This is a genomic window from Micromonospora sp. NPDC049366, assembly GCF_044466625.1.
In the GTDB taxonomy this organism is placed as follows: Bacteria; Actinomycetota; Actinomycetes; order Mycobacteriales; family Micromonosporaceae; genus Micromonospora.
This window is the reverse complement of the sequence record NZ_JBITMV010000009.1, coordinates 41,375-66,432: the sequence shown is the minus strand read 5'-3', so window position 1 is coordinate 66,432 and position 25,058 is coordinate 41,375. Positions and strand designations below refer to the sequence as shown.

Sequence of the window (25,058 nt, the reverse complement as noted above, 5' to 3'; positions counted from 1 at the left end):
GTCCTCTCCGAACGGTCGGTGGGTCAGTGCCCGGCGTTCTGGCCGCCGTCCACGTGCAGGATCTCGCCGGTGACGAACGGCGCCGACTCGAGGTAGACGACGGCGTCGACCACGTCGCTGGTCTCGCCCATCCGACCGACCGGGTGCAGCCCGGCCAGTGCCTCGTGGGTCTCCACCGGGTGCATCGGGGTCTTGATGATGCCGGGCGCGACCGCGTTGACCCGGATGCCGCGGCTCGCGTACTCGATCGCCAGCGACTTGGTCGCGGAGCTGAGGCCGCCCTTGGTCAGCGACGCGAGCACGGACGGGACGTTGGAGTTGGGCTGGTCCACGAAGCTGGTGGTGATGGTGACGATGTGTCCTCCGCCGGCGGCCGTCAGGTGCGGCAGGACGCGCCGCGTGAGGTGGAAGAACCCGGCGAGGTTGATCCCGGTGACCAGGTCGTAGTCCTCGTCGGTGTAGTCGGTGAACGGCTTGGCGACGAAGGCCCCCGCGTTGTTGACCAGGGTGTCGATGCGGCCGAAGCGGTCCAGGGCCGCACCGACCACCCGCTCCGCGGTGCCGGCGTCGGCGACGTCGCCGCGGACGGTGACGATCCCCGGATCGTCGGCGTCACCGATCGAGCGCGAGGTGGCGACGACCCCGTACCCGAGCTTGCGGTACGCCGCCACCAGGCCGGCGCCGATGCCCTGCGACGCGCCGGTGATCAGCGCGACCTTCTGTCCCTGACTGGTGCTCATGGTGATCCTTCCCTGGCCGGAGTCCCGCGCTGACGAGGCTCCGGCGTCTGGTAGACGACTGGTCGACAAAAAGCTAGCCGACCGGTCGTGTATTCTCAAAGCCATGGGACGGACCAGTGACGCGCGGAACAAGATCCTCGTGGCGGCGGCCGGGCTGCTGGAGCAGCGCGGGTACTCCGCGCTGGGCGTGGCGGAGATCTGCGCCACGGCGGGAGTGCCCAAGGGCAGCTTCTACTACTTCTTCGAGTCCAAGCAGGCTCTTGCGCTCGCCGTCATCGACGAGCACTGGGCGAACCAGCGGCGCCAGTGGGTCGAGTTGCTCAGCAGCGACCACGACCCGCTACGGCGCCTTCGCGACCTGTTCGAGGCCACCGAGGAGGTGCAGCGCATCGGGCAGCGGGAGGCCGGCCGGGTGGTCGGATGCCTCTTCGGCAACCTCACGCTGGAACTCAGCAACCAGACGGAGGAGATCCGCAGCCGCCTCGAGGAGATCTTCGAGGCCCAGATCGACCTCATCGAACAGGCGGTCGTCGAGGCGAAGGAGCAGGGCCAGGCCGGTCCGTCGGTCGACGCCCGCGAGGCCGCGCGGTCGCTGGTCGCCCAGATCGAGGGCCGCGCGCTGCTCGCGAAGCTGCTCAACGATCCGGGCCAGCTCGAACTGCTGTGGCACAACAGCCTCGACCTGCTCCAGGTGCCGCCGCAGCAGCGCGCCGCGATCGACCAGGACGGTGACTGACCGGCTCCGCCCGGCGGCGAGCAGAGCGTCCACCTCGCCAGCTCGACGGCGGAGAGCCGGTGGTCCACGGCGTCGGGGCCGGGAGGCACCGTCAGGACGGGTCCGGCAGGTCCCGGCCACGCTGGGCCACGCCCGCCGCGCCGTACGGGTAGTCGCCCACGGGCGGGGCGCTCGCCTCGTCCAACAACCGCATCTGCTCGGCGTCGAGCACCAGGTCGGCGGCGGTCAGGTTGTCGTCGAGCTGCTCGGTGGTGCGCGCGCCGAGGATCACCGAGGTGACCGCCGGACGGGCCGCCAGCCACGCCAGCGCCACCGCCGACATGGACGCGTCGCGTTCCCCGGCGACCCGCCGGACCGCGTCGAGCACCCGCCAGGTGCGCTCGTCGGCGTTACGACCCGCGTACGCCTCGACGCCGCGCTGCGGGTTCTCGCCGAGGCGGGTGGCGCCGGTGGGTGTGCTGTCCCGCTGGTACTTGCCGGTCAGCCAGCCACCGCCCAGCGGCGACCACGGCAGGATGCCGATGCCCTCGTTCTCGCAGACCGGGACCAGCTCGAACTCGATCTCCCGAGCCAGCAGGTTGTACTGCGGCTGCAGCGTCACGATCGGGGTGAGGTTGAGGTGCTGGGTGAGCAGGGCCGCCTTCTGCAACTGCCAACCGGTGAAGTTGCTGACCCCCGCGTAGCGGATCTTGCCGGCGCGCACCGCGTCGTCGAAGAACCGCAGCGTCTCCGGCAGCGGGGTCAGCGGGTCCCATGCGTGCGCCTGGTAGAGGTCGACGGCCTCGACGCCGAGCCGACGCAGGCTGGCGTCCAGGGCGCGGGTGAGGTGCACTCGGGACAGGCCGGCGTCGTTCCCGCCGGGGCCCATCGGGAAGCGCCCCTTGGTCGCGATGACGAGGCGGTCACGCAGGCCCGGCCGCGCCCGCAGCCAGCGGCCGACGATCTCCTCCGACACGCCCGCGGAGTAGACGTCCGCGGTGTCGATGAAGGTGCCACCGGCCTCGACGAACCGGTCCAGCTGGGCGAAGCTGCCCGCCTCGTCGGTCTCCGCTCCGAAGGTCATCGTGCCCAGACACAGGGTCGACACCACCGTTCCGGTGGCGCCCAGAGTGCGATAACGCATGTCGTCCTTCCGGTCCGAGTAGACAAGCTGATCTTCGCACCGCGACGGGCCGCGTGCACAGCGAGGTTTTCGGGGCCACGACCCGCGGGTACGGTGAGCTCGTGCTCTCGGCCGTGAAGGGTCTGTCCCGGCATTTCACCGCGGAGTCCCTGCGCGCCCACCTGCTCGAACGCTCCCACCGCGGCGAGAACGGCTGCCTCGTCATCCACGGCTACGGGCCGCGACGCGGGGTCCACCAGAAGGTCGCCGGCCGGGCGTGGGCGCACATCGCCGCGTACGTCGTCCTCGTCGGCGACTACGACCCCACCCTCGACGTCGACCAGACCTGTGGTGCCGCCGACTGCATCGAGCCGACCCACCTGCGCCAGGTCAGCCGCGCCGAGGCCAGCCGCAACCGCACCCAGTCGGCCCTGTGCCGCAACGGCCACCAGCGCGAACTCGACCCGGAGACCGGCCGGTTCCGCCGGGTCTGCCGAGCGTGCAACCGGGAAGCCCAGCGCCGGTGGCGTGAACGCGAGGCCGCCGCGGTGGCTCAGGCACGCGCCGCGTACGGGCGCTCGTAGCCCAGCCCTGCACCGCGCTCGGACAGCGCGACCGGGGTCAGACGGTGGGGTGTCACTCCCGGGTCAGTCGCGGCGGCAACGCGTCTTCGTCGGATCGGACCCGGCGGGCGTTCGGGTGCCGGTAAGAAACGTGTCACCAGGTCCAAACGGCGCTGATCTTGGGCATTAGCCCTCGCAAAGCCGGTTCGGGGGCTGCGTGTGCGTACCGCGCTACGAGATGATGTTCGGCCGTGGCCCGATCGCTGGATCTGGATGAGCTTGTCGAGCACTGGACGCTGCTGGATGACGAGCGGGAGCTAACTGCCGGCAAGCGCGGGCCGACGAGGCTGGGGTTCGCGCTGTTGTTGAAGTTCTACACGCGGGCTGGGCGGTTCCCGCGCGGCCGCGGCGAACTGCCCGACGAGGCAGTGGAGTTCGTAGCCCGCCAGGTCGGTGTGGATCCGGCCGAGCTGCGCTTCTACGAGTGGTCGGGCTCCACGATCGCCTACCACCGGGCGCAGATCCGCGCGCACCTGGGCTTCCGGGAGTGCTCGGTGGCCGATGCGGACAAGCTGATCGAGTGGCTCGCGGCGAACGTATGCGAGGCCGAGCGGCGCCCGGAGTTGGTGCGCGACGAGTTGCTGGTGCGCTGCCGGGCGGAGCGGATCGAGCCGCCGGCGGCCGGCCGGGTCGACCGGATCGTGCGCTCGGCGTTGCACCAGGCCGAGCAGAGGCTGACGGGCCGGATAGTGGCCCGGCTGCCCATCGACGTCGCCGACCGGTTGCGCGCCCTGGTCGCGGTCGACGTGCCCGACGACGACACCGGCGGGGACTCGGTGTTGGCGCTGATCAAATCGGTGCCGGGCAACGTCAGCCTCGATTCGATGCTCACCGAGATCCGCAAGCTGCGGGCGGTCCGCGCGATTGGCCTGCCCCGTGGGCTGTTCGCCGATGTCGCCCCGCGCGTGGTCGCGTCCTGGCGGGCGCGGGCGGCGGTGGAGTCGCCGTCGCACCTGCGGGATCATCCGGAGCCGCTGATGCTGACCCTGCTCGCGGCGTTGCTGCACGCCCGGCTACGGGAGATCACCGACGCTCTCGTGGAGCTGCTGATCGCCACCGTGCATCGCATCGGCGCCCGGGCGGACAAGAAGGTCACCGAGGAGCTGGTCAACGCGTTCAAGCGGGTCACCGGCAAGGAGAACATCCTGTTCGCCATCGCCGAAGCCTCGCTGGACCGCCCGGATGACCCGGTGCGGAGCGTGGTGTACCCGGCGGTCGCGGGTGGGGAGCAGACGTTGCGCGAGCTGGTGCACGAGTTCAAGACGAAGGGCCCGGTGTATCGGCGCACCGTGCAGACCACCCTGAAAGCCTCGTACTCGAACCACTACCGGCGGGGCCTGATCGAGCTGCTGGACGTGCTCGAGTTCCGGTCCAACAATGCCACCCACCGGCCGGTGCTGGACGCGCTGGACCTGATCAAACGGCACGCCGACGCGCGGCTGACCTACTACCCGGCCGGCGAGACGGTACCCACCCACAAGGGGCTGCTCGGGGACTGGACATCGCTGGTGTTCACCGACACGGGTAGGAGCGGCCGTCGGGTGGTCCGCAACGTGTACGAGATCTGCACCTTCCAGGCGCTGCGGGAACGGCTGCGGTGCAAGGAGATCTGGGTCGTCGGCGCCGACCGGTGGCGCAACCCCGACGAGGACCTCCCCGCCGACTTCGAGGCCCACCGCGCCGCGCATTACGCCGCGCTGCGAAAGCCGCTGGATCCGACCGCGTTCATCGGCCAGATGCGCGAAGAGATGCGTACCGAGCTGGCCGCGCTGGACGCTGCGGTGCCGAAGTTGGCCTGGCTGGAGGTCGCGGAGCGGGGCAAGCAGGGCCCGATCAAGTTGACCGACCTAGATGCCGCCCCGGAGCCGCGCAACCTGCGGCGACTCAAGGCCGAGGTCCGGGCCCGGTGGGGCATCGTGCCGCTGGTCGACATGCTGAAGGAGGCGGTGCTGCGCACCGGCTGCCTCGCCGGCGTGACCGCCGCCGCCGGTCGCGGCGACCTGGCGGCGGACGTCCTCGCGGAGCGGCTGCTGCTGGCCATCTACGCCTACGGCACCAACACCGGTATCCGGGCGATCGCCGGTAGCGCCCAGCACGGCCACAGCGAGGACGACATCCGCTACGTGCGTCGCCGGTACCTGACCGCCGAGGTGGCCCGAACGATCGCGGTTGAGATCGCCAACGCCACCTTCGCCGCCCGGGCGCAGACCGTCTGGGGAGCCAGCTCCACCGCCGTCGCGTCGGACTCGACGCACTTCGGGGCGTTCGACCAGAACATCTTCACCGAGTGGCACTCCCGCTACGGCGGCCGCGGCGTCCTGATCTACTGGCACATCGAACGCAAGAGCATGGCCATCCACTCCCAACTGATCAACTGCTCCGCCTCCGAGGTCGCCGCCATGATCGAGGGGGCGATGCGGCACGGCACCACGATGGAGGTCGAGGGCAACTACGTCGACTCCCACGGCCAGTCCGAGGTCGGCTTCGGCATCACCCGGCTGCTCGGCTTCGACCTACTCCCGCGGATCAAACGGATCAACAAGGTCCGCCTGTACCGGCCGGCCGCCGGTGAACCCGACGCCTACCCGCGGTTGGCGCCGGCGCTTACGAGGCCGATCCGGTGGGAGATCATCGCCGAACAGTACGACCAGATGATCAAATACGCGACGGCGATCCGCGCCGGCACCGCCTCCACCGAGGCGATCCTGCGCCGGTTCACCCGCGCCAATGCCATCCACCCCACCTACCAGGCGATGATCGAGGTCGGCCGCGCCCAGCGCACCATCTTCGTCGCCCGCTACCTGCGCGACCGGGACCTGCAACGTGAGATCAACGAAGGGCTCAACGTCGTCGAGTCGTGGAACCGCGCCAACAGCGTGATCTTCTTCGGCAAGGGTGGCGACATCGCCACCAACCGCCGCGACGAGCAGGAACTTTCGGTGCTGTGCCTGCGCGTGCTGCAAGCCGCCCTGGTCTACGTCAACACGTTGATGGTCCAGGACGTGCTCGCCGACGACGAGTGGGCGACGCTGTTAACCGACGCCGACCAGCGCGGCCTCACCCCGCTGTTCTGGACCCACGTTGCCCCATACGGCGAGGTCAAGCTCGACATGAGCCATCGCCTCGCGCTCGGCACGGCTGCGCTCCGGGTTTGAGGAACAACCGAACGGGCGAGGTTGCAGGCTGTGCCCCGGCAACGCTGGCCAGAGCCTGGGTCGGCAAGGAGATCGTCGGCCGGCGGCATCACTTCATGGTGACGATGTGACTACCGTAAGTGCAATTTGCGACCTTCGAGGCAAACCTCGCCTACCCGCCTTACGGGGTCGCGTCGATAACGGTCGAGGTTTAGCTTCGGGGCCAAGGTTGTTCGTCTCTCCAGCGGTCAGCCGCTGGAGAGACGAACAGTTCGCAGCCGTGGTGCAGCCACACCGCGGCCGCTGTCGCCCTCATTTCCTGTTCAGAGGAGGTTCCATGAGGACACGTACCAGGCTACTCGCCAGCGCGGTAGTCGTCGCTCTCGGCGTGACCGGCCTCGCGAGCCCGGCGATCGCCAGCCCATCCAGTCAGGCGCCCAGCGAAACATCGCTCGCCTCGTTCCAGGGCCGCACCATCGACCTGTCCAAGAGCTGGGAAGGCGCGCAGGCATGCGCCGTCCTGTCGCGCACCGAGGTGCGCTGCTACGCCTCCCGTGAAGAGGAGAAGGCCGACCTGGCTTCTCTCGCCACGTCGACCAGCGCGTCGCGGGGTGCCGGCGGTCCCATTGGCACCCTCGATTGGAACGGGTGTGACGAGGACTGGCTGTGCATCTACGAGCACGCAAGCTTCGGGGGGCGCAAGCTCAGTTTCAACGACGAGTACTGGCACGACCTGGACAACTGGGGGTTCGTGGACATTACGTCGTCGTTCACGGACAACCAGGGCGGCGGAATCTTCGGGTGCTCGGGCAGCGACAGCGGCACCCTCGGCGACGGCGCCGGCAACAACTACACGATGACCGACTGCACGGCGTCAGCGAACCTGGGCAGCTACAACGATCGGGCCGAGGACATCCACGGCTGATGCCCTGACCGAATCAGCAATACCTCCACGTCGGATGGGTGGCGGCTGGGACGCCACCCACCCGAACTCGTCTCAGCGGGGCATGGCGGCGTACTCGGCGACCAGGTATGACCGATAGGTGATCACCGCGGGGATCGTGACGTTCAACATGCCCGCCCTCTCGGTCAACACCGCCTCGTACCCGAGCAACGCACCGGACCCAGGATCGACGATCATTGTGTACTGGGCCGGCAGGCCGTGGGCGTCGGACGTGATCGAGAACGCCTCCCCGGACCGCCCGGCACGGTCGGTGACAGTGCCTGTCACCGTAATACCCGGAAGATCAGCGAGAAGTCTGAGCGCCGCCGCGCGCTGCGCCGGGTTCAGCAGCCGCACGCCCGCGAGCTCGGCGACGGCCTCCAGATACTGCACTGGGGCTTCGTGGGCGGACGCGCCCGCGGTGAGCCACTCGCGTAGCGCGGCAGCGTCCGTAGGTACTGCGCCCTGCCAGCGGCTGTAGAACTCGCCAGCCGCGTAGTCGCGCGTATTCTCCGACGAGTCGATCCGGCCGCCGCGCCTCTTCCACTCCCGGCGGTCAGCCTCGGAGCGGAACGTCGGGGGTAGTGCCTTCTTGACCATCCGGCCGGCGTCGTCGTCGGTCCGCCAGGACCGCCACTGCTCTGGTACGACAGCAGACGTCGTCCGTCCGCCGGTAATCGATGAGTTCAGGAACCAGTTTGCCGACTCCAGGTGCTCCACCGTGCCGGCCGGCCGCTGCGGCGCTGGCTGCCCCGCCGCCACCTCCGCCAAGCGCCGCAGCCGAGTACGGGCCGGTTCCGCGCTCGCTGGCGGACCGTAGGTGAGGATCGCGGGGGTGGCCGCGTACGCCGGTTGCGGCTCCCGAGCCGTCTCCAGCGCCACCCCACCAGCAGCCACCGCCAGGACCACTCCGCCGGCCGCCAGCACGAGACGACGTCGCGGCACCGTCCGTCTGGTAGGGCCCTCGGCGCGCTCGGAGGCGAGAATGCGCGTCAGGTCGCGCGCGCGACGCTCCTCGTCCTCGGGCCGGCTATCCCGTGCGGGATCCAAGCCGCTCAACAGTTGACGCACCTCATTGACGGCGTTCATCTCATCCACCCCAATTCGACATCGACGGCGCCGTCCGCGGCGTCCGCCCCGCCTCGACACCGACCACACCCAGCCTCGACCGAAGCCGCCGCCTGGCGCGCATCAGCCGCATCGCGAACGTCGCCCGCGAGCACCCGAGAACGACCGCCGCCTCGGCAGCGGTCAGGCGCTCCCAGGCAACCAGCCGAAGAACTTCCCGATCGGCCTCCGGGACCTGATCAAATGCCATCGCGACATCACGCTGGCTGATCACCTCGTCCGCGTGATCCGCCACCACCGACTGATCCGGCTCCGCCGCAACGCGCAGCGTCAACTCCCGCCACCGTCGACGGCCTCTGGCCTCGTTGGCCAGCACCAGCCGAGCCACCCCGTACAACCACGGCAGGGTGGACTCCGCAGGAACATCACGCAGGCGGCGCCACGCGACGAGGAAGACCTCGGCAACCACGTCGCCGACGTCAGACCCGACGACCCGCCGAGCCACATACCGCCACACGTCACCGTGATGACGTGCGTACAACTCGGTGAACCGATCTTCGCTGGCGTCCATGGCACCTCCTACTGTGCTTATGTCCGGCACTACCCGCGACATCACAACCAGCAACGAGAGACTCACCCCCAGAGCGTCAGACGCCTCGGTCATTGACCACTGACCGCCCGGCCGCCACCTGCGGCTGCCGCCTCGCATCGTCAACAAACCATCGTTTCTTGAAGATCATCCGATCGGCGTCGAAACCGCCCTGATCTGCCTTCAAAAACTCCTTCAAAAACCAGCGCGTTCAACAACAGCCCAAGGACCGTTTTCTGAGAAGATCACGGTCATGACGGGTGCGCTGAAACCCACCGAACTCCTCGCCGCCGAACCGGCGGTACTCACCAACATCCGCATCGGCTACGCCCGCGTCTCCACCGGCGGACAGAAGCTCGAACGCCAGCTCGACGCGCTCACCGCCGCCGGCTGCCGGCGCATCTTCGCCGAGAAGCAGTCCGGCCGCGACACCGACCGACCCGAGCTCGTCGCATGCCTGGACTTCATGCACCCCGGTGACACCCTGGTCGTGCCGTCCCTGGACCGGCTCTCCCGCTCGCTTCAAGACCTCATCGCCACCGTCGGGGATCTGCGCGGGCGCGGCGTCGGATTTACCTCGCTGCACGAAAACTTGGACACCACCACGCCGGGCGGCCGGCTCGTGTTCCACGTCTTCGCTGCCCTCGCCGAGTTCATCCGCGAGCTGATCGTCGCCGGTACCCGCGAGGGCCTGGCCGCCGCCCGCGCCCGCGGCCGCGTCGGCGGCCGCCCCAGCGTCATCACACCCGAGATCATCCGCGCCGCCCGAGATATGCTGCCCAACCCCGACGCCAGCGTCACCGCCATCGCCCGGCTGCTCGGCGTCAGCCCCGGCACCCTCTACAACCACATCCCCGACCTGCGCGAGTTGCGTGCCGCCGGCCGAGCCCGCAGACAGCTTTCCGCCGGCACCACCAGCTGACCCATCCAGGATCAGCGCCGTTTGGATCTGGTGACACGTTTCTTACCGGCACCCCCGGTCCTGAGCGCGCCCACACCACTCTAACTCATTACGCACCTTAACTGTCATTATGATGCAGCGACGATATGTCCAGGGATGTCCGAACCAATTATCGGATTACCGTTAATGACAATCTGATAATGAGGCACGCCCGCGCGAGCGATGACTGTGGAGACTTCGGCGGCGGCATGGCCGGGGAAGCAGTGGACGAGGGCTGCTCAGGCTTGTAACGTCCAGGTGCCCGTGACACCGCCCGAGGAGGTGAGACCCATGAACGCTGTATCGATGTGGGTGCTCCCCGTCCCGTCACGGCCGGGCGACTGACGTAGGTGTCGCCGGGAGCGCCTCCCCGTGAGGCTCTCCCGGAAGGCAACACCTGTGCACTCTGCCCATGGCACCGCCGAGCCGTCGTCGGACGAGACGGTCGCGCGCGAAGTCCCCGCACTCCCCTCCCCGACCGCCGGCCCCGACCGCGCTCTCGACTACGACGTGATCGTCGTTGGCTGCGGTCCGACCGGTGCGACGCTCGCCGCCGAGCTGCGGCTGCACGACGTACGCGTCCTCGTGCTGGAGAAGGACACCGAGCCGGCGTCGTTCGTCCGCATCGTCGGTCTGCACATCCGCAGCCTCGAACTGATGGCGATGCGCGGGCTGCTGGAGCGCATCCGCGAACGCGGACGGCAGCGTCCCGCCGGCGCCTACTTCGCCGCCATCGACAAGCCCGCGCCCGCGAACCTGGACTCCGCGCACGCGTACCTGCTGGGCATCCCGCAGCCGGTCATCGTCCACCTGCTCGAGGAACACGCGATCGACCTGGGCGCCCAGGTCCGCCACGGGTGTGCGGTGATCGACGTCGCGCAGGACGACGAGGGTGTGACCGTCCACCTGGCCGACGGGGAGCAGCTGCGTTCGCGCTATCTCGTCGGCTGCGACGGCGCGCGCAGCACGGTGCGCAAACTGCTCGGCGTCGGCTTCCCGGGCGAGCCCTCGCGCAACGAGACGCTGATGGGTGAGATGGAAGCGGACGTGCCGCCGGAGGAGATCGCCGCCAGGGCGGCCGAGATCCGCGAGACCGACAAGCGGCTGATGCTCGGACCCGCGGGCGCGGGGGTCTACCGCGTCGTGGTTCCCGCCGCGGGCGTCAGCGACCGTGCCGAATCGCCCACCATCGAGGACTTCCGACGACAGTTGCGTGCCGTCGCCGGCACCGATTTCGGCGTGCACTCCCCGCGCTGGTTGTCCCGCTTCGGGGACGCCACCCGGCTGGCCGACCGGTACCGGGTGGGGCGGTTGCTGCTGGCCGGCGACGCCGCGCACATCCATCCGCCCATCGGCGGGCAGGGCCTCAACCTGGGCGTCCAGGACGCGTTCAACCTCGGCTGGAAACTGGCCGCACAGGTTCGCCGCTGGGCGCCGGCGACCCTGCTGGACACCTACCAGGCCGAACGTCGGCCGGTCGCGGAGGACGTGTTGGACAACACCCGCGCCCAGACGGAACTTCTCTCCGACGGGCCGGGCCCGCGGGCCGTACGCAGGCTGCTCACCGAACTCATGGACATCGACGAGGTGAACCACCGCCTGCTCGAGAAGATCACCGGCATCGGCGTCCGCTACGACTTCGGCCCGGGCCCCGACCTGCTCGGCCGCCGCCTGCCCGACCTCGACGTGACGCCGGGCCGCCTCTACGGGCTGCTGCATGGCGGCCACGGCCTGCTGCTGGACCGCACCGAACGCCTGACCGTCGGCGACTGGTCGGACCGGGTCGACCACCTCGCGGACCCCGGTGCGGCGCTGGACGTTCCGGCTGTTCTGCTCCGCCCGGACGGCCACGTCGCCTGGATCGGGGAGGACCAGCGGGATCTGGACGACCACCTCTCCCGCTGGTTCGGCACGCCCACCTGACCCCGGACGCTGTCGGGGGGGCCCCCCGGTGGGGGGCCCCCCCACCGGGTCGCCGCCGCGCGCGACGCGCGAACACGGGGGGGCGCCCCCCCCGGCCGGCGCGCGCGGGGGGGGGGCCCCCCCCGCGGGGGCCCCCCCCCCCCCCCGGGGGGGCGGGCCCCCCCCCCCCCCCCCCCCGCCGGGGGGGCCCCCCCCCCCGCCCCGCCCCCCCCCCCCCCCGCGCCCCCCCCCCGACAGGACCAGCTCGAAACCGGTTGAGCCCGCCATCCGCGTTCCCGTAGGTTGCGCCTACCCCCGCCGTCGTGAGGACAGAGGACGACCCGCGTGACCCCGCCTGCTCTCCACACCTGACACCTTTCTCCACTCACCTGTAGCCGACGTTCCCGTCGGCCCTGCCGGGCTGCCCTGGTGCGCCCGGCCCTACAGCGTCCGAGGCCGCGCGTGATCGGCCTCGTGTCAGGTCTAGAGATCAGGTCTAGAGATCATGTCTTCATCACCTCATGTCGTGCTGCCCTGGGTCGTCCGCCGGACCAGGCTGCCGCTGTTGACGATGCGATGCGTCGATTGCCGGGCGGAGTCGGCGACCACCGGCGCGGGCCGGTTCCGGGTCAACGGCAACGGCAAGCTGCTGGACGTGTGGCTGCTGGTCCGCTGCGTGTCCTGCGATCGGACGAGCAAATTCGCCGTGCACGAGCGGACACCGGTCAGCTCGTTGGATCCGGAGGAGCTACGCGGTTACCAGCTCAACGATCCCGAGCTGGTGGCGTCCCGGCTGCTGGATCCGCTGTTCGCCCGGCGCAACCACTACACCCTCGACTGGACGGGCGCCTGGCAGCTGACCCGCCCGTCGGCGTGGCCCGACGGCGCGTGGCCGGTGCGCGTGGACGTCGTCTTCGACGATCCGGTGCCGGTGCGTCCGGACCGGATCATCGCGCGCGGCCTGCGCCTCAGCAGGAACGCAGTCCTGCACCGGGTCACGTGCGGCGTCCCGCTGCGCCGTCCGACCGCCGCCGGATTCAGCTTCACCGTGCTGGCCGGGGAGTAGTGCCCGCGGCCGGGCGGACCATCCGGCCCGCCCGGCCGCGCCCGAGGGCGGTCGGCTGCCCGGCTGACGGGAGTCGTCGCACCCGAGGCGACGGTCGCTCAGGCGGTGCCGTCGAGGATCGGGACCAGCTGCTCCTCCTCGTACGCCAGGTGCCGCTCCGGTTCGTCGGCGAGCTGGTCGACCTGCCGGCGTACCTCCGCCGGGTCTGTCTCGCCGTCGTGCGGGAGGTGACCCGTCGGCAGCGCCGGACGCGGGTCGAGGAGCGCCCGGACGGGGCGCTGGTCGGCGACACGGGCGGACCACGGGCCCGCCGCGCGGTCACCCGGCGGCCGGGTACCCGACTCGCTCGTGGCCCATGGCCGGCCCGGCAGTCACGTCGACGACTAGTTCCCGCACCGGCCGGGGGCAACGACGCGAACGCTCCACCGCACCGCGCGGAGCCGGCGGTCAGCCGACGAGCGCCTGGGTGCCGAGCACCGTGAGCAGCGCCAGCCGTTCGGCGTCGTCGGTGCCGGGCTCGGCGGTGAAGACCATGATCCGCAGGTCGCTGCCCGCCACCGTCAGCACGTCACAGTCCAGAACCACCGGGCCCACCCGCGGATGGTCGATCGTCTTGCGCGCGCTCTCGTGCCGGCCGACCGCTCCGGACTCCCACAGCTCGGCGAAGCGGGCGCTGTTGGCCCGCAGGTCCGCGATCAGTCGTCGCAGCCGCTGGTCGGCCGGGTAGCGGGCGGCGGCGGCGCGCAGGTCACCGACCAGCGCCGCCTCGAGTTCGCGCCGGTCCTGCGGCGTGTACCGGGCCCGACCGGCCGGGCCGAGGAACTGCCGCCACGCCCCGTTGCGCTGGTTGCCGCGCCACCCGGACGGGTCGCCCATCAGCGCGGCGTACGGGGGGTTGGCCAGCAGCAACGTCCAGGAGGCGTCGTACACGGCGACGGGTGTCCCGGCCAGCCGGTCCAGCAGCCGCTGCACGCTCGGGGTGAGGTACGCCGGCACCGTGTCCGGGCCCGGCGGCACCAGCCCGGCCAGCCGGAACAGGTGCGCCCGCTCGGTGCCCGCCAGCCGCAGGGCCCGGGCCAGCGCCTCGACGACCTGCGCCGACGGGTGGGCGGCGCGGCCCTGTTCGAGACGGGTGATGTAGTCGACGGAGATCCCGGCCAGCAGGGCCAGCTCCTCGCGACGCAGCCCGGTCGCGCGCCGCCGCCCGCCGGCCGGCAGCCCGGCGGCCTCGGGTGGGACCCGGTCCCGCCAGCGACGCACCGCCTGCCCGAACTCCGCCGTCGCCATGACCACCAGTGTGCGCCGAGGACGACGGGTTCTGCCTGGTACCGGCAGTCCCAGGAAAACCGGACGCCTGCCTGACCCGACCGGCGCGCGGGACCGTGGAGGACATGACGACAACACTCATCACCGGAGCGAACAAGGGTCTCGGCTTCGAGACCGCCCGACGGCTCGTCGCCGCCGGTCACACCGTCTACCTGGGCAGCCGGGACGCCGAACGCGGACGCCGGGCCGCCGAGCGGCTCGGCGCACGGCTGCTCCTCCTCGACGTGACCGACGACGCATCCGTCCGGGCCTCCGCGAAGGCCGTCGAGGCCGACGGCGGGCTGGATGTGCTGATCAACAACGCCGGGATCGAGGGGCGGACGCCCGACGGGGGTGTGGTCGGCGCGGCGGAGGTCACCGCCGAGTCGATGCGGCCGCTGTTCGAGACGAACGTCCTCGGCGTGGTGCGGGTCACCCACGCGTTCCTGCCGCTGCTCCGGCGCTCCGCCGCCCCCGTCGTGGTCAACGTGAGCAGTGGTCTGGCCTCGTTGACCCGCGTCACCGCCGAGGGCACCCCGTCGTACGCCTACCCGGGGGTGGCGTACCCGGCGTCGAAGGCCGCACTCAACATGGTCACCGTCCAGTACGCGAAGGCGTTCCCGGACATCCGGATCAACGCCGTGGAGCCCGGCTACACGGCCACGGACCTGAACATGCGGACGGGCACCCAGACCGTCGAGCAGGGCGCCGAGATCATCGTCCGGATGGCGCAGATCGGGCCCGACGGGCCGACCGGCGGTTACTTCGACGTCGAGGGTCGTCTGCCCTGGTGACCTGTCCGGCGAGGTACCGGGGTTGTGTTGCCGGCCGAGGCGTCAGCCCTGGTCGGCGCGCCGGACGTGCCGGTGCCCGTCGCGCGGGAACGGCGGCCGGGCGGGCAGCACCTCCTGAAACCGGAAGCCGGTCTTCTCGGCCACCCGGCAGGAGGCCGGGTTGTCCACCTGGTGCAGCAGCTCCAACCGGGTCAGGCCGGTGTCACCGAAGCGGTCGAATGCCCACCGGCTCACCGCGTCCAACGCCCGGCCGGCGACGCCGCGCCCGCGCGCCGGTGCGGCCGTCCAGTAGCCGACCTCGGCGTCCGGGCGTCCCGGGGTGACCTGTTTCAGCACGACGTTGGCCACCAGGCGCTCGCCGGCCTCCGCGTCCGCTTCGAGGACGGCGAAGCTGAACGAGGTGCCGTCCGACCAGCCCTGCCGCCGCTGCGCCAGCCACCGGTCGGCGTCCGCCGCGCTGGTCACGTGGAACCGGGTCCAGCGCAGCAGCACCGGGTCCTGGTACGCGGCCAGCAGCGCGTCCCGGTCGCCGTCGCGCCAGGGCCGCAGGAGCAGCTCCGGCGCGGACGCGCGTGCCGGCGCGCGGAGGATGATCGACATGCGGTCAGTCTGCCGCCTCGGGCCGCGACGCGGTGACCCGCCCGCGACGTCAGGCGGCGGACCGGCGGCGCCAGGGCAGCCAGGACCAGGGGGTACGGGGTGCGCGCGCCGGCGGGTCCGCCGGGGGCGCGGTGATCGCGGTGGTGGGGCGGCGCTCCTCGCGCCAGCGGCGGACCACCGCGTCGACGTCGACCGGTCGCACCACCACGCGGGGGCCGGTCGGGGTGCGCAGCCACGCCATGACCTCGGCGTTGAGGACCGCGCAGAAGGCGCGTACGGCCTGCTCGGTGGGCAGGTCACGGACCTCGTCGGGCACCTGTTCGATGCGGCGGCGCAGCTGCAGCGGGGTGGGGAGCAGCAGGTGGGCGGGGAGTTTCTCCCGCTCCATGAAACTCCTGATCCACCAGCCCTCGTCGTAGGGCAGGTTGCGGCCGGGGATGGGCTTGCCGGCGCCGGGCAGGTTGTCGAACTCGCCGCGCTCCTGGGCGGAGCGGATCTGCGCTTCGACCGCCGCTTCCCACATGTTGCTCATGTCCGACACCTCCCCGGGTCACACGGTAACGCGCCGCCGGCCGGCACCCACCGCCACGCACAGCGTCCACCCGTGCGCGGGGCATTCCCCGGCCGGGCGCGGGGGTGGCCGCCACCACGCGCCCGCGCGGGCCCGCGACGGTGGTCAGCGGGCCCGGTCGCGGGCCCGGCGGACCATCCCGGCGGCCAGCGGCGCGGCGTCCAGGTCACCGGCGGCGATGCGCCCGGCCACGGTACGGCGTACCAGCCGGTCGGCCAGCCCGGGCGCGTGCCGGGCGAGCGCCAGCTCCAGTCGCCCCCGGGTGGTGGTGGGCACGTCCCGTGGGGCCCGGCGGGCGGCGGCGGCGCGTTGGATGGCCCGGACCACTCCCTGCACCGGCTCCGGGCGGGACACGCCCTGCAACGACAGGCCGGCTTCGACGGTGCTGTCGTGGATCGGCGACGACACCATGCTCGGGTAGACGACGCTCACCCCGACGTGGGTGCCGACCTCGTGGCGCAGCGCGTCGGCGTACGCGACCAGGGCGCGCTTGCTGACCCCGTAGGCGGCGGCGAGCGGCAGCGGCAGCAGCGCCATCCGGCTGGCCACGAAGATCACCCGGCCGCGGGCGGTGATCAGGTCGGGCAGCGCCGCCGCGGTGGTCCGCCAGGACGCGAGGAGGTTCACCTCCAGCTGGTGGCGCACCACGTCGTCGGGGGGCAGCTCGGCCGGGGCGGGCCCGCCGACGCCGGCGTTGTTGACGAGCAGGTCCAGCCCGCCGAGCCGCTCGACGGCGGCGCGCACGGCGGCCGGGACGGCGTCGGGGTCGGTGAGGTCGCAGGGCAGCACCGGCACGCCGGCGTCCGGGGTGGGGTGTCGGTCGAGGCCGACCACGCTGGCTCCGGCAGCGGTCAGCGTCGCGCTCAGGTGCCGGCCGAAGGTGCCGCTGGCTCCGGTGACCAGGACACGCTTGCCGGCGAGGCGGTTCACGACCGGTGCCCGGTGCGGGCGCGGCGGGCGCCGGCGGTCAGTTCCCGGCCGAGCTGCGCCAGGTACGCGTCGAAGTCGACCCGCATCGCCGGGCGGCGCTGGCCCCAGCGGGCGGTCGCCGCCCGCAGTTCGGCCCGGCAGGCGGCCCGCTGCACCGCCGGGTCGGGCAGCGCGTAGCGGCCGGCGAGGTGGCCGGCGACGAGCCGGGCCTGCGCCTCGACCAGGGGGAACGCCGCTCCGGTGGACTGCATGAGGCCGACGAACATCAGGCCGGGGGCGTCGGGGTGGAACACGTGCCGATACAGCGGCAGGGCCTCCGGGCCGTCGCCGAGCAGCGCCGGGTCGAGGAACGGGATCTCCACCCGGTAGCCGGTGCACCAGACGACGAGGTCGACCTCGTCGGCGCGGCCGTCGGTGAACGACACCCGTCGCCCGTCGAAGCCGGCGATCGCGGGGCGGGCCTCGATGTCGCCGTGGGTCAGCCGGGACAGCAGCGCGTCGGAGAGCGTCGGATGGTCCTGAAGGAAGCCGTGGGTCGGCGCGGGCAGGCCGTAGCGGGTGGGCGCGCCGACCGTGGTGCGCAGCATCGTCTGGCTGATCCGTTGCCGCAGCCGCCACGGCAGCCGTCGGGCCAGCGCCCCGTTGAGGGTGTCCGACGGGCGGCCGAGCAGGTATTTCGGCACCACCCAGACGCCGCGGCGCAGGGAGAGCAGGGTCCGGTCGGCGGCGTACGACGCGTCGACGGCGATGTCCATCGCGGAGTTGCCGCCGCCGACGACGAGGACCCGGCGGCCGGCGAGCTGCTCCGGGCCACGGTAGTCGTGGCTGTGCAGCTGCTCGGCCGTGCAGGTGCCGGGGTGGGCTGGGGTGGGTGGCTTCGGTACCCGGTTGTGGCCGTTGGCGACGACGACGGCGTCGACGCTCACCTCGACCGTCCCCTGCGGACCGTCGGCGCGCACCGTCCAGGTGCCGTCGGGTCGGTGGGTGACCCGCTCGACGGTGTGCCGGAGTCGCACGGCCTCGCGCAGCCCGAAGCGGTCCGCGTAGTCGGCGAGGTAGCCGGCGACCCGGGTGTGGTCGGGGTAGTCCGGCCAGTCGGCGGGCATCGGGTGGTCGGCGAACTGGGTGCGCCCCCGGCTGGTGTTCAGGTGCAGGGTCCGGTACGCGGGTGAGCCGGGAGAGCCGTACACCCAGAGGCCGCCGACCTGGTCGGTGGCCTCGAAGCAGACCGCGGGCACACCGGCGTCGGCGAGCGCCTTCAGGGTCGCGAGTCCGGCCGCGCCGGCGCCGACCACCGCCACCGTCGGCCGCTCATCCATCCCGCCCCCCGGTCATTAATCCAACGTTCGATGGATATTGCCGCCGCCGGTCGGTTCCGTCAAGAGTCGACCGGTCCGTACAGGCGGTCCAGCAGGTGGTGCACGAAGCGGCGGAACTCCGCGCGTTCCCGCTCCCGGGCCGTGCCGGCGGCCAGCAGGGCCACCACGTGCCCGTGCACCGCCCAGACCAGGCTCCGGGCGGTGACGCGCGGGGTCGGCTCGACCAGCGCGCCGGTCGAGGCTGCCGCGCCGAGCAGGTCCGTCACCAGGCCGTAGAGCGGGGTCGCGTAGCGGGCGTCGAGGTCGGCGTGCCGGTCGGGCTCCAGCCACCGGCGCAGCCACAGCGCGGTGGTCTCCGGGCGTTGCTCGAGGAAGTCGACGAAGACGTCGACGAGGTCGTGCAGGGCCCGCCGGGCGGCCGTCGGCCCGGTCGCGAGGGCGGACCGCGCGCGCTCGGCCGCGGCCTCCAGCACCTCCCGCTCGGCGGCGAAGACCCAGGCGAAGCAGGCGTCGTAGAGTTGCGCCTTCGTACCCAGGTGATGCGAGACCGTGGCCACGTCGACGCCGGCGGCCGCCGCGATCTCCCGCAGCCCGACGGCGTCGAAGCCGCGTCGGGCGAAGAGCGCGGTGGCCTCGGTGAGCACCACCTCGCGGGTCGGTCGCGTCTCGTCGCGGCGGGGTCGTCCCGGCCGGCGTCGGGGCATGGTCATGGCGGCCATTCTGCTCCTAGAATCCATCAACCGTTGGATTGGCGGGCGGGCGCGCCCGGACAGGAGGCCGCCGTGACCGGGCTCGACCACCAGCCGACCAGCACGGACACGACGCTGCCCCGCGGTCCCCTCGTCGGCTTCGCCACCGGCTCGCTCGGCATGGGCGTCTGGGTGACCGTGCCCGGCCTGCTGCTGCTCTACTTCCTCACCGACATGCTGGCCGTCGCGCCGTGGCTGGCCGGCCTGGCCCTGCTGCTGCCGAAGATCGCCGACGTACTGCTGCACCCGTGGGTCGGGCACCGCAGCGACGTCGAGCAGGCCCGCCGCGGCAACCGGCAGCGGCTGCTGCTGCTCGGCTGCGCCCTGCCGGTCGCCTTCGCGGCGCTGTTCGCCGTGCCCGGCGCGCTGACCGGCGCGCCCGCCGCCGCCTGGGTGGCGGTCGTCTTCGTCGCCGGCAACCTGCTCTTCGCCGCCTACCAGGTCCCCTACCTCGCCACCCCCGCCGACCTGCGGATCGGCTACCACGAACGCACCCGGCTGATGGCGTTCCGGATGGTCGTCCTCACCCTGGGCATCCTCCTGTCCGGGCTGCTCGCTCCCCTGCTCGCCGGCGGCGACGCCGCGACCCGGACCGGCTACCAGCGGATGGGTCTCCTGCTCGCCGCGGGGATGCTCGTCGTCCTGCTGGTCGGCGTCGCCGGCATCGCCCGACTACGCCGGGCCGCGGCCACCCCGACGCCGACGCACGGCGGATGGCGGGCCCTGGTCGCGGCGCTGCGCGACCGGCAGTTCCGCTGGCTCGTCGCCGCCTACCTGGCCATGTCCACCACCACCCACCTGGTCCTCGCCGCGGTGCCCTACTACGCCGAGTACGAGCTGGGCCGCACCGGCCTGACGACCGTGCTGGTCGGCGCGTTCGTCGCGCCCGCGCTGCTGGTCACCCCGGCCTGGCTGGTGGTGGCCCGGCGGCTCGGCAAGCAGCGGGCGCTGCTGGTGGCGCAGGGCGCCTTCGCGGTCGGCTCGCTGGTGCTCGCCCTGGGCCGCCCGGCCGGGCTGCCGGTGCTGGTCGGCGCGGTGGCGGTGCTCGGCGTCGCGTTCGCCGGCATGCAGCTGCTGCCCTTCTCGATGGTCCCCGACGTGATCCGTGCCGCCGGCGCCGCCGGCGCCGGCACCTACACCGGCGTCTGGACCGCCACCGAGGCGACCGGCGCCGCGCTCGGCCCCTACCTGTACGCGCTCTGCCTGGCCGTCGGCGGGTTCGTCGCCTCCGCGGCCGGCGAGACGGTCGTGCAGCCCGGCTCGGCGCTGACCGCCGTCCGCTACGGCTTCGGTCTGCTGCCGGCCGCGCTGATGCTCGCCGCGCTGCTGCTGCAACGCCGCTACACCCTCGACGCGGCGGCCCGCGCGGCGAGCTGACCGAGCCGTACGGCGCCTGCCCGGCGCGGCCCGCGACGGGGCGCCCCGGCCGCGCGCCACTAGACTTCCGCTTCGATGGACGCCCAGCCCACCCCCGCCGAGACCCGCCCCTGCGGCCACTGTGGACGACCGGTGCCGCAGCGCGTCGGCGCGGGCCGTCCGTTCCGCTACTGCCGCGACAACGACGGCGCCTGCCAGCGCGCCTCCCGCAACAGCCGAATGCGGCACCGCAACGCCCCGGGGCTGCCCGGACAGGTGGCCCGCACCTGGGAGGCGGTGGACCGGCTCGACCAGATCGTGGAGACTCTCGCCGAGGCCCTGCACGCCGAACTCTCCCCGGTCGGGGTCGAGCGGCAGCTCGCCGAGGCGCGGGCCGAGGCGGCCACCGCCGTGGCCGCCGCGCAGACCGAGCGCGACGAGGCGCGCCGCGCCGCGGAGGACGCCGCCGCGGCCGCCGCCCAGGCCCGGGAGCAGGCGCGAGCCGCGCTCGCCGAGCGGGACGAGGCCCGGGAGGCGGCCGACCGCGCGCAGCGCCAGGCATCCGACGACGCCGAGCGTGCCCAGCGGGCCGAGGCGGCCCGGGACGAGGCGCACCGGGCGGCCAGCGCCGCCGACGCGCTGCGCACCCAGGCCGAACGGGACCGCGACGTCGCGCGGCGGGAACTGGACACCGTGCGCGGCGAACGCGACGCCGAGCGGCGTCGGGTCGCCGACCTCGCCGCCGAGCGGGACACCGCCCGGGCCGACGCCGACCGGGCCACCCGCGCGGCCACCGACGCCGCCGACCGCGCGCAGCGGTGGCGCGCCGAGGTCGAGGACGTGCGGCGACAGATCGAGCAGGCCCGCACCGACACCGCCCGCGCCCGCGCCGGCGCCGCCGACGCGGTGCGCGCCCGGGAACAGGCCGACCGGTCCCGCGACCGGGCCGAGGAGACCGCGCGGCAGGCGACGGCCGCCCGCGAGGAAGCGCTCGCCGAGACCGGGCGGCTGCAGGCCGAACTGGCCGGCGCCCTCGCCCGGCACGACGCGCTCGCCGGTGAACTGTCCACCGCCCGGGCGGCCACGGCCGCCGTCGAGGAGCGGCTCACCGAGCTGACCGTACGGCTGCGCGCCGCGGAAGCCGACCGCGACCTGGCCCAGCAGCGGGTCGCCCAGCTCGCCGGCCAGGTCGGCGACCTGGCCGCCGCCCTGGCCCGGCTGGGCACGGGCACCACGCCCGGCCCCGCAAGCGGTGTCGATCTCCCGGCGACCTGAGCCCCGCGCACTCGCGCGTCATGCCTTGTCACCCTCCGTTCATCAACCGTCCATTCAGGTATTTACTGATGGCGATTCTCGGGAGGGGTCCCCCGGTTCCCTCCCCTAGCATCGGCACAGACCGATACGGCTTCGACACGTTCATGGGGGGACGCACGTGCCGGCCAGGCCGACCGAGTATGTCTTCGCTGCCTCTTTCGCCCAGGAATGGATCTGGCTGGCCAGCCGGATCGGGGCGCAAGCCTCGGCCTACAACCTCCGGACACCGGTCCTGCTGCCGGCCGGCACCGACGCCGAGGTGCTGCGCGCCGCGCTGACCGAGCTGACCCGGCGGCACGAGCCGCTGCGCACCGCGCTGCGCCCGGGCGAGGGCGGCCTCACCCAGGTGGTCCTCTCCGACCTGCCGATCCACCTCGACGAGACGGACCTGTCCGACCTGGCCGCGACGGAGCGCGCCGCGCGGCTGGCCGAGCTCACCGCCGCCGACCTGGCCACCGCGTTCCCGCTGGAACAGGCGCCGCTGTGGCGGGCCCGGCTCGTCCACCGCCGACCGGATCGTCCGGCGCTGCTGTTCACCGCCCACCACACGATCTTCGACGGCAGCTCGACGCCGATCCTCATCCGGGAGATCGAGGAGCTGTGCCAGGCTCGGCTGGACGGCCGCCCGGCCCGGCTGCCCGCCCTCGACATCCAGTACGCCGACTGGGCGGTGTGGCAACGGGATCAGGCCGGCAGCGCCGCCGCCGCGGCCGACCTCGCGTACTGGCAGGAACGGCTCGCCGACGTGCCCCCGGTGCACGGGCTGCTGCCCGACCGGCCACGGCCCGCGTCGACGGCCTTCCCCGGGGCGGAGGTCACCTTCGCGGTACCCGCCCCGCTGGGCGAGACCCTCGCCGACGTGGGCGCCCGACAGGGGGCCAGCACCGCGATGGTGCTGCTCGCCGGCTACGCGGCCCTGCTGCACCGGCTCAGCGGGGACCCGACGGTCCTCGTCGGCATGCCGGTGGCCGGACGCGACCGGCCCGAACTGGCGCCGATGATCGGAATGTTCGTCAACACGCTGGTCCTGCGGATCGACGTCAGCGGCGACCCGAGCTTCAGCGAGCTGATCGGCCGGGTACGGGAGACGATGCTGTCCGCCTGGGAACACCAGGAGCTGCCGCTGCCCCGCCTCGTCGAAGCGCTCAACCCGCCCCGCCTGCCCGGCGTGCAGCCGCTCTACCAGCTCGGCTTCAACTACCTCGGCGACGTGGGGCTGAGCACCAGCAACGGATCGGCCCGTGAGGAGCTGCTGCTGGAGATCAGCGCCACCGAGGGCCGCCTGGAGTACCGCAGCGACCTGTTCGACGCCGCCACCGCCGAGCGGATCGTCGCCCGCTACCTGACCCTGCTGCACGCCGGGCTCGCCGCCGCGCACCGGCCCGTGTCGGCGCTGCCGCTGCTGCCCGCCGACGAACGGGACCTGCTCGTCGCCGGCTGGGCGGCCGGCCCGCCCGCCCCCGACCCCGGCACCGGCGTGGTCGACCTGATCCTCGCCCGCGCCGCCGCCACCCCCGACGCGGTCGCGATCCGCGACGCCGGCCGGTCCCTGACCTACCGGCAGCTCGACGAGCAATCTCGCCGACTCGCCGCCCGACTGCGAGCCCTCGGCGCCGGACCGGAGCGGCTGGTCGGCCTGGCGTTGCCGCGCGGCACCGACGTGGTGGTCGCCATGCTGGCGGTGCTCCGGGCCGGCGCGGCCTACCTGCCGCTGGAACCCGCGTTCCCGGCGCGGCGGCTGGCCGACCTGATGGCCGACACCGCCACCGAGGTGGTCGTCTCCACCGCCGCGATCGCGGAGACCCTGCCCGCCGGGGCGTACCGCCTGGTGCGGGTCGACGACCCCGACGACGACCCGGCCCCCGCCGACCACCCGCCGGTCACCGTCCACCCCACCGCCCTGGCGTACGTGCTGCACACCTCGGGCTCCACCGGCCGACCCAAGGGCGCGATGATCGAGCACCGCTCGCTCGCCACCCACGCCACCTGGTTCGCCCACCGACACGGCATCACCCCGGCCGACCGGCTGCTCGTCATCGCCTCACCGAGCTTCGACGTGTTCGGCCAGGAGGTCTACCCGGCGCTGGTCGCCGGCGCCACCCTGGTGATCGCCCCACCGGCCGGAGCACTCGACCCGGCCGCGGTGCTCGACACGATCCGGACCGAACAGGTCACCCTGCTCTCCAGCGTCCCGACGGTGCTGCGACACCTGGTCACGCAGCCCGGCTTCGCGGCCGCCACCGCCACGCTGCGACAGGTGGTCTGCATCGGCGAGCAGCTCGACGGCGACCTGGCCGCCGACCTCGCCACGGCCCGGGCGGTGCCGCTGCACAACACCTACGGCCCCACCGAGACGACCATCGCGGTGTCCGCCCACACCGTGTCGCCCGGCGACGCCCGGCCCGGCCCGGTGCCGATCGGCGTGCCGATGGAGGGCGCCCAGCTGTACGTCCTCGACGAGCGGGGTGAGCCCCTCCCCGTCGGCGTGCCCGGCCACCTGCACATCGGCGGCGTGCCGGTCGGTCGCGGCTACCTGAACCGTCCCGTCGAGACGGCGGCCGCGTTCGTGCCCGACCCGTTCGGCGCACCGGGCGGGCGGCTGTACCGCACCGGCGACCGCTGCCGGTGGCGATCCGACGGGACCCTGGAGTTCCTCGAACGGCTCGACCGGCAGGTGAAGGTCAACGGCGTCCGGGTGGAGCTCGGTGAGATCGAGACCGCGCTGCGCGCCCAGCCCGGGGTGCGGCAGGCCGCCGTCGCCGTACGCCCCGACGGCAGCGGCGGGCAGCGGCTCATCGGCTACCTCACCGGCGACGCCGACCCGGCGGCCCTGCGCACGGCGCTGCGGGACACGCTTCCGTCGCCCCTGGTGCCGACGGCCTTCGTGCACCTCGACGCCCTGCCGTTGATGCCCAGCGGCAAACTCGACGTCAAGGCGCTGCCCGAGCCGGCCGACACCGGCGACGCCGCCGAGTCGTTCACGGCCCCGCGCACCGGCGCGGAACACCTGGTCGCGACGGCGTGGGCCGAGGTGCTGGGCGTCGACGCCATCGGTGTGCACGACAACTTCTTCGACCACGGCGGGCACTCCCTGCTGGCCAGCCGGGCCGTCGCCCGGATCGGCGGCCTGCTGGACCTGGACATCCCGATCCGCCTGCTGTTCGCCAACCCGACGGTCGCCGAGCTGGCCGTCGAGGTGGAACGGCTGCTGGTCGCCCACCTCGACGAGCTCTCCGAGGACGAGGCCGCCGCGCTCCTCGCCACACTGGAAAGGTAG

General features: G+C 72.8%; 21 protein-coding genes. 11 read left to right on the top strand and 10 right to left on the bottom strand.

The genetic code is table 11. The annotated features are described in order from the left end of the window. Positions 1-23: 23 nt before the first annotated feature. Positions 24-740 (bottom strand): SDR family NAD(P)-dependent oxidoreductase, encoded by a 717-nt coding sequence (locus ACIBTV_RS14785; RefSeq protein WP_396705017.1) that lies wholly within the window; start codon positions 738-740, stop codon positions 24-26. 103 nt (positions 741-843) lie between these two features. Between ACIBTV_RS14785 and ACIBTV_RS14780 the strand changes: the two genes are divergently transcribed. After that, complete coding sequence (locus tag ACIBTV_RS14780; RefSeq protein WP_396705016.1) at positions 844-1,476, top strand: TetR family transcriptional regulator C-terminal domain-containing protein; 633 nt, start codon at positions 844-846, stop codon at positions 1,474-1,476. Between the two features lie 91 nt (positions 1,477-1,567). Here ACIBTV_RS14780 and ACIBTV_RS14775 read toward each other — a convergent pair whose 3' ends face one another. Then, positions 1,568-2,599: an aldo/keto reductase gene (locus ACIBTV_RS14775; protein WP_396705014.1), complete on the bottom strand. Its 1,032-nt coding sequence runs from the start codon at positions 2,597-2,599 to the stop codon at positions 1,568-1,570. Between the two features lie 101 nt (positions 2,600-2,700). Between ACIBTV_RS14775 and ACIBTV_RS14770 the strand changes: the two genes are divergently transcribed. The 3 genes from ACIBTV_RS14770 to ACIBTV_RS14760 all read left to right on the top strand — a co-directional run bounded on the left by ACIBTV_RS14770 (position 2,701) and on the right by ACIBTV_RS14760 (position 7,260). Further along, positions 2,701-3,162, top strand: a complete 462-nt coding sequence (locus tag ACIBTV_RS14770; protein WP_396705012.1) for an HNH endonuclease — start codon at positions 2,701-2,703, stop codon at positions 3,160-3,162. Between the two features lie 230 nt (positions 3,163-3,392). Beyond that, positions 3,393-6,356 carry a Tn3 family transposase gene (locus ACIBTV_RS14765; RefSeq protein ID WP_396705010.1) on the top strand — a complete coding sequence of 988 codons (2,964 nt, stop codon included), beginning with the start codon at positions 3,393-3,395 and terminating at the stop codon, positions 6,354-6,356. Between the two features lie 316 nt (positions 6,357-6,672). Beyond that, positions 6,673-7,260, top strand: a complete 588-nt coding sequence (locus ACIBTV_RS14760) for a hypothetical protein (RefSeq protein ID WP_396705008.1) — start codon at positions 6,673-6,675, stop codon at positions 7,258-7,260. Positions 7,261-7,332: 72 nt separating this feature from the next. Here the strand turns inward: ACIBTV_RS14760 and ACIBTV_RS14755 are convergent, their stop codons facing one another. Beyond that, positions 7,333-8,367: a CU044_5270 family protein gene (locus ACIBTV_RS14755; RefSeq protein ID WP_396705007.1), complete on the bottom strand. Its 1,035-nt coding sequence runs from the start codon at positions 8,365-8,367 to the stop codon at positions 7,333-7,335. 1 nt (position 8,368) lies between these two features. Beyond that, entirely contained in the window at positions 8,369-8,917 is a 549-nt protein-coding gene (locus ACIBTV_RS14750) for an RNA polymerase sigma factor (protein ID WP_396705005.1), read from the bottom strand. A 271-nt stretch (positions 8,918-9,188) separates the two neighbouring features. On the opposite strand from ACIBTV_RS14750, the gene ACIBTV_RS14745 reads away from it, so the two are divergent. The 3 genes from ACIBTV_RS14745 to ACIBTV_RS14735 all read left to right on the top strand — a co-directional run bounded on the left by ACIBTV_RS14745 (position 9,189) and on the right by ACIBTV_RS14735 (position 12,843). Further along, positions 9,189-9,857 (top strand): recombinase family protein, encoded by a 669-nt coding sequence (locus ACIBTV_RS14745; protein ID WP_396705003.1) that lies wholly within the window; start codon positions 9,189-9,191, stop codon positions 9,855-9,857. A 528-nt stretch (positions 9,858-10,385) separates the two neighbouring features. Then, the gene (locus tag ACIBTV_RS14740; RefSeq protein WP_396705353.1) at positions 10,386-11,798 is read left to right on the top strand and encodes an FAD-dependent monooxygenase; all 1,413 of its coding nucleotides are present in this window, start codon (positions 10,386-10,388) and stop codon (positions 11,796-11,798) included. 550 nt (positions 11,799-12,348) lie between these two features. Beyond that, complete coding sequence (locus tag ACIBTV_RS14735; RefSeq protein WP_396705001.1) at positions 12,349-12,843, top strand: DUF1062 domain-containing protein; 495 nt, start codon at positions 12,349-12,351, stop codon at positions 12,841-12,843. Positions 12,844-13,290: 447 nt separating this feature from the next. Here ACIBTV_RS14735 and ACIBTV_RS14730 read toward each other — a convergent pair whose 3' ends face one another. Then, positions 13,291-14,130 carry a helix-turn-helix transcriptional regulator gene (locus ACIBTV_RS14730; protein WP_396704999.1) on the bottom strand — a complete coding sequence of 280 codons (840 nt, stop codon included), beginning with the start codon at positions 14,128-14,130 and terminating at the stop codon, positions 13,291-13,293. A 104-nt stretch (positions 14,131-14,234) separates the two neighbouring features. Between ACIBTV_RS14730 and ACIBTV_RS14725 the strand changes: the two genes are divergently transcribed. Beyond that, positions 14,235-14,942 (top strand): SDR family NAD(P)-dependent oxidoreductase, encoded by a 708-nt coding sequence (locus ACIBTV_RS14725; RefSeq protein WP_396704997.1) that lies wholly within the window; start codon positions 14,235-14,237, stop codon positions 14,940-14,942. Positions 14,943-14,984: 42 nt separating this feature from the next. Here the strand turns inward: ACIBTV_RS14725 and ACIBTV_RS14720 are convergent, their stop codons facing one another. The 5 genes from ACIBTV_RS14720 to ACIBTV_RS14700 all read right to left on the bottom strand — a co-directional run bounded on the left by ACIBTV_RS14720 (position 14,985) and on the right by ACIBTV_RS14700 (position 19,072). Further along, positions 14,985-15,542, bottom strand: a complete 558-nt coding sequence (locus tag ACIBTV_RS14720) for a GNAT family N-acetyltransferase (protein ID WP_396704995.1) — start codon at positions 15,540-15,542, stop codon at positions 14,985-14,987. Positions 15,543-15,591: 49 nt separating this feature from the next. Further along, the gene (locus tag ACIBTV_RS14715) at positions 15,592-16,074 is read right to left on the bottom strand and encodes a DUF1992 domain-containing protein (protein ID WP_396704993.1); all 483 of its coding nucleotides are present in this window, start codon (positions 16,072-16,074) and stop codon (positions 15,592-15,594) included. Between the two features lie 144 nt (positions 16,075-16,218). Next, positions 16,219-17,043, bottom strand: a complete 825-nt coding sequence (locus tag ACIBTV_RS14710; protein WP_396704991.1) for an SDR family NAD(P)-dependent oxidoreductase — start codon at positions 17,041-17,043, stop codon at positions 16,219-16,221. Beyond that, positions 17,040-18,362: a flavin-containing monooxygenase gene (locus tag ACIBTV_RS14705; RefSeq protein ID WP_396704989.1), complete on the bottom strand. Its 1,323-nt coding sequence runs from the start codon at positions 18,360-18,362 to the stop codon at positions 17,040-17,042. The genes ACIBTV_RS14710 and ACIBTV_RS14705 overlap by 4 nt, the downstream gene beginning before the upstream one ends. A gap of 59 nt (positions 18,363-18,421) precedes the next feature. Beyond that, entirely contained in the window at positions 18,422-19,072 is a 651-nt protein-coding gene (locus ACIBTV_RS14700; RefSeq protein WP_396704987.1) for a TetR/AcrR family transcriptional regulator, read from the bottom strand. 72 nt (positions 19,073-19,144) lie between these two features. Between ACIBTV_RS14700 and ACIBTV_RS14695 the strand changes: the two genes are divergently transcribed. The 3 genes from ACIBTV_RS14695 to ACIBTV_RS14685 all read left to right on the top strand — a co-directional run bounded on the left by ACIBTV_RS14695 (position 19,145) and on the right by ACIBTV_RS14685 (position 25,058). After that, entirely contained in the window at positions 19,145-20,488 is a 1,344-nt protein-coding gene (locus tag ACIBTV_RS14695; RefSeq protein ID WP_396704985.1) for an MFS transporter, read from the top strand. A 75-nt stretch (positions 20,489-20,563) separates the two neighbouring features. Then, positions 20,564-21,742, top strand: coding sequence for a hypothetical protein (locus tag ACIBTV_RS14690; RefSeq protein ID WP_396704983.1), 1,179 nt, complete (start codon positions 20,564-20,566; stop codon positions 21,740-21,742). Positions 21,743-21,899: 157 nt separating this feature from the next. Continuing rightward, complete coding sequence (locus ACIBTV_RS14685) at positions 21,900-25,058, top strand: amino acid adenylation domain-containing protein (protein ID WP_396704982.1); 3,159 nt, start codon at positions 21,900-21,902, stop codon at positions 25,056-25,058.

What these genes read in the sequence shown, in the direction of transcription:
- ACIBTV_RS14785 (WP_396705017.1), bottom strand. Translation starts at nt 740, where the DNA reads ATGAGCACCAGTCAGGGACAGAAGGTCGCGCTGATCACCGGCGCGTCG.
- ACIBTV_RS14780 (WP_396705016.1), top strand. Translation starts at nt 844, where the DNA reads ATGGGACGGACCAGTGACGCGCGGAACAAGATCCTCGTGGCGGCGGCC.
- ACIBTV_RS14775 (WP_396705014.1), bottom strand. Translation starts at nt 2,599, where the DNA reads ATGCGTTATCGCACTCTGGGCGCCACCGGAACGGTGGTGTCGACCCTG.
- ACIBTV_RS14760 (WP_396705008.1), top strand. Translation starts at nt 6,673, where the DNA reads ATGAGGACACGTACCAGGCTACTCGCCAGCGCGGTAGTCGTCGCTCTC.
- ACIBTV_RS14755 (WP_396705007.1), bottom strand. Translation starts at nt 8,367, where the DNA reads ATGAACGCCGTCAATGAGGTGCGTCAACTGTTGAGCGGCTTGGATCCC.
- ACIBTV_RS14750 (WP_396705005.1), bottom strand. Translation starts at nt 8,917, where the DNA reads ATGGACGCCAGCGAAGATCGGTTCACCGAGTTGTACGCACGTCATCAC.
- ACIBTV_RS14745 (WP_396705003.1), top strand. Translation starts at nt 9,189, where the DNA reads ATGACGGGTGCGCTGAAACCCACCGAACTCCTCGCCGCCGAACCGGCG.
- ACIBTV_RS14735 (WP_396705001.1), top strand. Translation starts at nt 12,349, where the DNA reads ATGCGATGCGTCGATTGCCGGGCGGAGTCGGCGACCACCGGCGCGGGC.
- ACIBTV_RS14730 (WP_396704999.1), bottom strand. Translation starts at nt 14,130, where the DNA reads ATGGCGACGGCGGAGTTCGGGCAGGCGGTGCGTCGCTGGCGGGACCGG.
- ACIBTV_RS14725 (WP_396704997.1), top strand. Translation starts at nt 14,235, where the DNA reads ATGACGACAACACTCATCACCGGAGCGAACAAGGGTCTCGGCTTCGAG.
- ACIBTV_RS14720 (WP_396704995.1), bottom strand. Translation starts at nt 15,542, where the DNA reads ATGTCGATCATCCTCCGCGCGCCGGCACGCGCGTCCGCGCCGGAGCTG.
- ACIBTV_RS14715 (WP_396704993.1), bottom strand. Translation starts at nt 16,074, where the DNA reads ATGAGCAACATGTGGGAAGCGGCGGTCGAAGCGCAGATCCGCTCCGCC.
- ACIBTV_RS14705 (WP_396704989.1), bottom strand. Translation starts at nt 18,362, where the DNA reads ATGGATGAGCGGCCGACGGTGGCGGTGGTCGGCGCCGGCGCGGCCGGA.
- ACIBTV_RS14700 (WP_396704987.1), bottom strand. Translation starts at nt 19,072, where the DNA reads ATGACCATGCCCCGACGCCGGCCGGGACGACCCCGCCGCGACGAGACG.
- ACIBTV_RS14690 (WP_396704983.1), top strand. Translation starts at nt 20,564, where the DNA reads ATGGACGCCCAGCCCACCCCCGCCGAGACCCGCCCCTGCGGCCACTGT.